This window comes from Streptomyces similanensis, from assembly GCF_039543625.1.
Lineage (GTDB): Bacteria > Actinomycetota > Actinomycetes > Streptomycetales > Streptomycetaceae > Streptomyces > Streptomyces similanensis.
Map to the genome: position 1 here is coordinate 1 of NZ_BAABKC010000116.1, position 4436 is coordinate 4436.

The 4436-nt window shown below is 70.1% G+C and carries 1 protein-coding gene and 1 pseudogene; both read right to left on the reverse strand.

Annotated features, from left to right (window positions below; all coding sequences use genetic code 11):
• Window positions 1–3695, reverse strand: a pseudogene (locus ABEB07_RS33185) (type I polyketide synthase); the annotation flags it as partial.
• A 47-nt stretch (window positions 3696–3742) separates the two neighbouring features.
• A partial coding sequence (locus ABEB07_RS33190; RefSeq protein ID WP_345671741.1) for an acyl carrier protein occupies window positions 3743–4436 on the reverse strand: 694 nt, incomplete at its 5' end.

Consider the following 4436-nt stretch of genomic DNA (forward strand, 5'->3'; position numbering starts at 1 on the left):
ACCTCCCGCACCACCCCCGCATCCAACGACACCGACCGAGGCACCTCCACAACCTCCACCTCCACCTCCACCTCCGCCCCGACATCACCCACACCCCCAGCCACCGGCAACAACGACCACTCCACCCGGAACAACGACCCACCAACACCACCACGACCCGACACCCCCAACTCCCCCGCATCCACCGCCCGCAACACCAACGACTCCACCGACGCAACCGGAACCCCCTCACCGTCGGCGAGTTCCAATGCCAGCGATTGCGCCCCCGTGGACTTCAGTCGGATCCGAAGAGTCGACGCACTCGAAGCGTGCAGGGACACACCACTCCACGCGAACGGCAGGAGCAACCCCTCAGCGTCGGGCTCACGTTCACCCAGGAAGGCTCCCGCGTGCAGCGCGGCGTCCAGGAGCGCCGGGTGCAGACCGAACCCGGCGGCCGACTCCACCTCACCCGCCGGCAACGCGACCTCGGCGAACACCTCGCCCCCACGCCGCCACACCGCACGCAAACCCTGAAACACCGGCCCATAGCCGTACCCACGCTCGGCCAACTGCTTGTACAGGTCTGACACATCCACGGCTACCGCGTCCTCCGGCGGCCAGACACTCAACCCGGCAGCAGGAGAGGCGACTTCTGCGCTGAGCTGGCCACTCGCGTGGCGGACCCACGGCGCGTCGAGGTCCGCGTCGTCCGGCCGCGAGTACACCGCGACCGGCCGCACGCCGTCCGTGTCCTCACCCACCGACACCTGGACACGCACCGCACCCTCATCGGGGATCACCAGCGGAGTCTCGATCACCAGCTCCCGCAGGGAGCGCGCACTCACCTCGTCCCCGGCACGAACCGCGAGCTCCACCAGCGCGGTGCCCGGCAGCAGCACCGTGCCGGCCACCGAGTGATCCGCCAACCACGGCTGCGCGGCCAGGGAGAGTCGGCCGGTGCACACGACACCGCCCGTGTCCGGCGCACTCACGACGATGTCGAGCAGCGGGTGACCGGTCGCCAGCGCCGGATCCCCGCCGGAGAGAGTCGGGTTCATCCAGAAACGCTGCCGCTGAAAGGCGTAAGTCGGCAGGTCCACCCGCTGCGCACCGGTACCGGCGAAGACTTGCTCCCAGTCGACGTCGACACCCCGGGCGTGGAGCCGGGCAACGGTGGTCATCAGAGCGCGGTCCTCGGGCACGTCGCGCCGCAGCGACGGCACGCACCCTCCCTCGGCCACCATCCCGGAGAGCACCCCATCAGGGCCCAGCTCCAGGAACGTGGTCACCTTCCGCTCCCGCAGCGCACGCACACCGTCATGGAAACGGACCGTCCCGCGCACGTGCTCCACCCAGTACTCCGGCGAACACAGCCGCTCGGCGTCCGCGACCTCACCCGTCAAGTTCGAGATCACCGGGACGGACGGCGCGTGATAGGTGAGCGTGGACGCCACCCGGCGGAACTCCTCCAGCATCGGGTCCATCAACGGCGAATGGAACGCGTGCGAGACCCGCAGCCGCTTCGTGCGACGCCCCTCCAAGCGGGTCAGCACCGCCTCCACCTCGTCCTCCACGCCGGACAGGACCAACGACGCCTCCCCATTGATGGCCGCGATGCTCACCCCGGCCGTCAGCAACGGAGCCACCTCGTTCTCCGACGCCTCGACCGCCACCATCACCCCACCCGCCGCCAGCTCCTGCATCAACCGGCCCCGCGCCACCACCAACCCCGCGGCATCCTCCAACGACCACACACCCGCCAGATACGCCGCCACCACCTCACCGATCGAATGACCCGCCAGACAATCCGCCCGCACACCCCACGACTCCACCAACCGGAACAACGCCACCTCAACGGCGAACAACGCCGGCTGCGCATACCGCGTCTCATCCAGCAAATCACCACCCCCGAACACCACCTCCTTCAACGACCCACCGAGGCTCCCGTCCACGGCGGCGCACACCTCGTCGAAGGCTTCAGCGAACACCGGGTAGGCCGCATACAGCTCGCGCCCCATCCCGGCGCGCTGCGCACCCTGACCCGTGAACAACACCCCCAGACGGCCCCCGACCACCGCCTCCCCACGCACCGACGCCAACTGCTCCCGCGCCTCCTCCACCGAACCCGCCACCACCACCGCACGGTGATCAAACCGAGCACGAGACGTCGCCAGCGAATACGCCGTATCCGCAAGACTCAGCGCCGGGTTCAGCTCCAGGTGACCGGCCAGCCGCGCCGCCTGGGCGCGCACTGCCTCCGGTGTCCTCGCCGAGACCACCAACGGCACCACACCCTCCGGCACCCCCGCACGCTCCACCGGAACCGCAGGCTCAACCCCCTCCAGAATCACGTGCGCGTTCGTCCCGCTGATCCCGAACGCCGACACGCCCGCACGCCGCGGACGATCCACCTCAGGCCAGGCCCGCGCCTCCGTCAGCAACTCCACCGCACCTGCCGACCAGTCCACCTTCGGCGATGGAGCGTCCACATGCAACGTCCTGGGCAGCACCCCGTGCCGCATCGCCTCCACCATCTTGATCACACCCGCCACGCCCGCGGTTGCCTGTGTGTGGCCGAGGTTCGACTTGACCGAGCCGAGCCACAGGGGGCGGTCAGCCGAGCGCCCTTGGCCGTACGTCGCGATCAGCGCCTGGGCCTCGATCGGGTCGCCCAGCGACGTGCCCGTGCCATGCGCCTCCACCACGTCGATGTCCGTGGCGAGCAGTCCGGCGTTGGTCAGCGCCTGGCGGATCACACGCTGCTGCGAAGGACCATTCGGCGCCGTCAGCCCGTTGGACGCACCGTCCTGGTTCACCGCACTGCCCCGCACCAGCGCCAGCACCTCATGACCGTTGCGCCGCGCGTCCGACAGACGCTCCAACAGCAGCAGACCAACACCCTCGGCCCACGACGTCCCGTCCGCACCCGCCGCGAACGCCTTGCAGCGGGCGTCCGGCGCGAGCCCACGTTGCCGGGAGAAGGCCACAAAGGCGCCCGGTGCGGCCATCACGGACACACCGCCGGCGAGCGCGAGCGAGCACTCACCGCTGCGCAGCGTCTGGGCGGCCAGATGGATGGCGACCAGCGCCGAGGAGCAGGCGGTGTCGATGGACACGGCGGGGCCCTCGAAGCCGAACGTGTACGAGACACGGCCGGAGGTGACCGCGCCGGCGCTGCCGGTCAGGGCGTACCCCTCGGTGCTGGACTCGCCGCCCTCAAGGCTGGGGATGTAGTCCTGGGGCTTCGTCCCGGCGAACACTCCCACGTTGCGGCCGCGCAGCGAGGTCGGGTCGATGCCCGCCCGCTCGAAGGCCTCCCACGCGGTCTCCAGCAGCAGCCGCTGCTGCGGATCCATCGCCACCGCCTCGCGCGGACTGATCCCGAAGAAGGCGGCGTCGAACTCGGCGGCGTCGGTGACGAAGCCGCCCTCACGGACGTACGACTTTCCAGGGCGCTCGGGGTCGGGGTCGTAGAGCCCGTTCACGTCCCAGCCGCGGTCGGTCGGGAACGGCGCGATGGCGTCGGTTCCCCCGGCGACCAGTTCCCACAGGTCCTCGGGCGAGGACACGCCTCCCGGGAGACGGCAGCTCATGGCGACGATCGCGATCGGCTCCGTCCGCTCGGATTCGACCTCGCGCAGCCGCTTGCGCGCCTGGCTGAGGTCGGCGAGGGCCCGCTTGAGGTAGTCGCGCAGCTTGTCGTCGTTCGTGCTCATCGCAAGTCCTTCTGCTCAACAGGTGTGGGGGGCCGGCGCTGCGGTCAGGAAGATCCGAGCTCGTTCTCCGCGAAGCTGAAGAGCTCGTCGTCGGAGGCGGAGTCGAGGTCGAAGTGCTCCTCGCCCTCCACGGATGCACCGGACGACGCGTACCGGGTCGCCAAGGTGTGCAGACGCCTGGCCATCTGTGCCATGACGTCGTCGTCGAGCGGCGTGCTGCTCAACGCCGCTTCCAGCTTGTCGAGTTCGGCGAGCACCGACACCGGCGAGACGCCCAGTTGCTCAAGCAGGACGTCAGCGAGGGCAGCCGGGGTCGGGTGGTCGAAGACCGCCGACGCCGGCAGTCGCAGACCCGTGGCGGCCGTGATCCGGTTGCGCAGCTCCACACCTGTGAGCGAGTCGAAGCCGAGGTCCTTGAAGGCACGGTCCGGCGCAATGGTGTCCTGCTCCCGGCGGCCCAGTACGGTCGCGACGTCGGCGCGCACCAGGTCGAGCAGGGCTTGCTGTCGCGCAGGCTGCGGCATCGTCGCCAGCCGGTCGACCAGGGACTGGCCGGCTGCACTGCCCGCGCCATCGGCGACGCCGGTGCGGATGGTCCGGCGCGGTCGGCGAACCAGGTCCCGGAGCATCGAGGGCACCTGGTCATCGCCCGCTTGGGTGGCCAGTGCGGCGAGGTCGAACTTGACGGGTACCAGGGCGGGTTCGTCGCTGACGAGGCCGGCGTCGAAGAGCGCCATC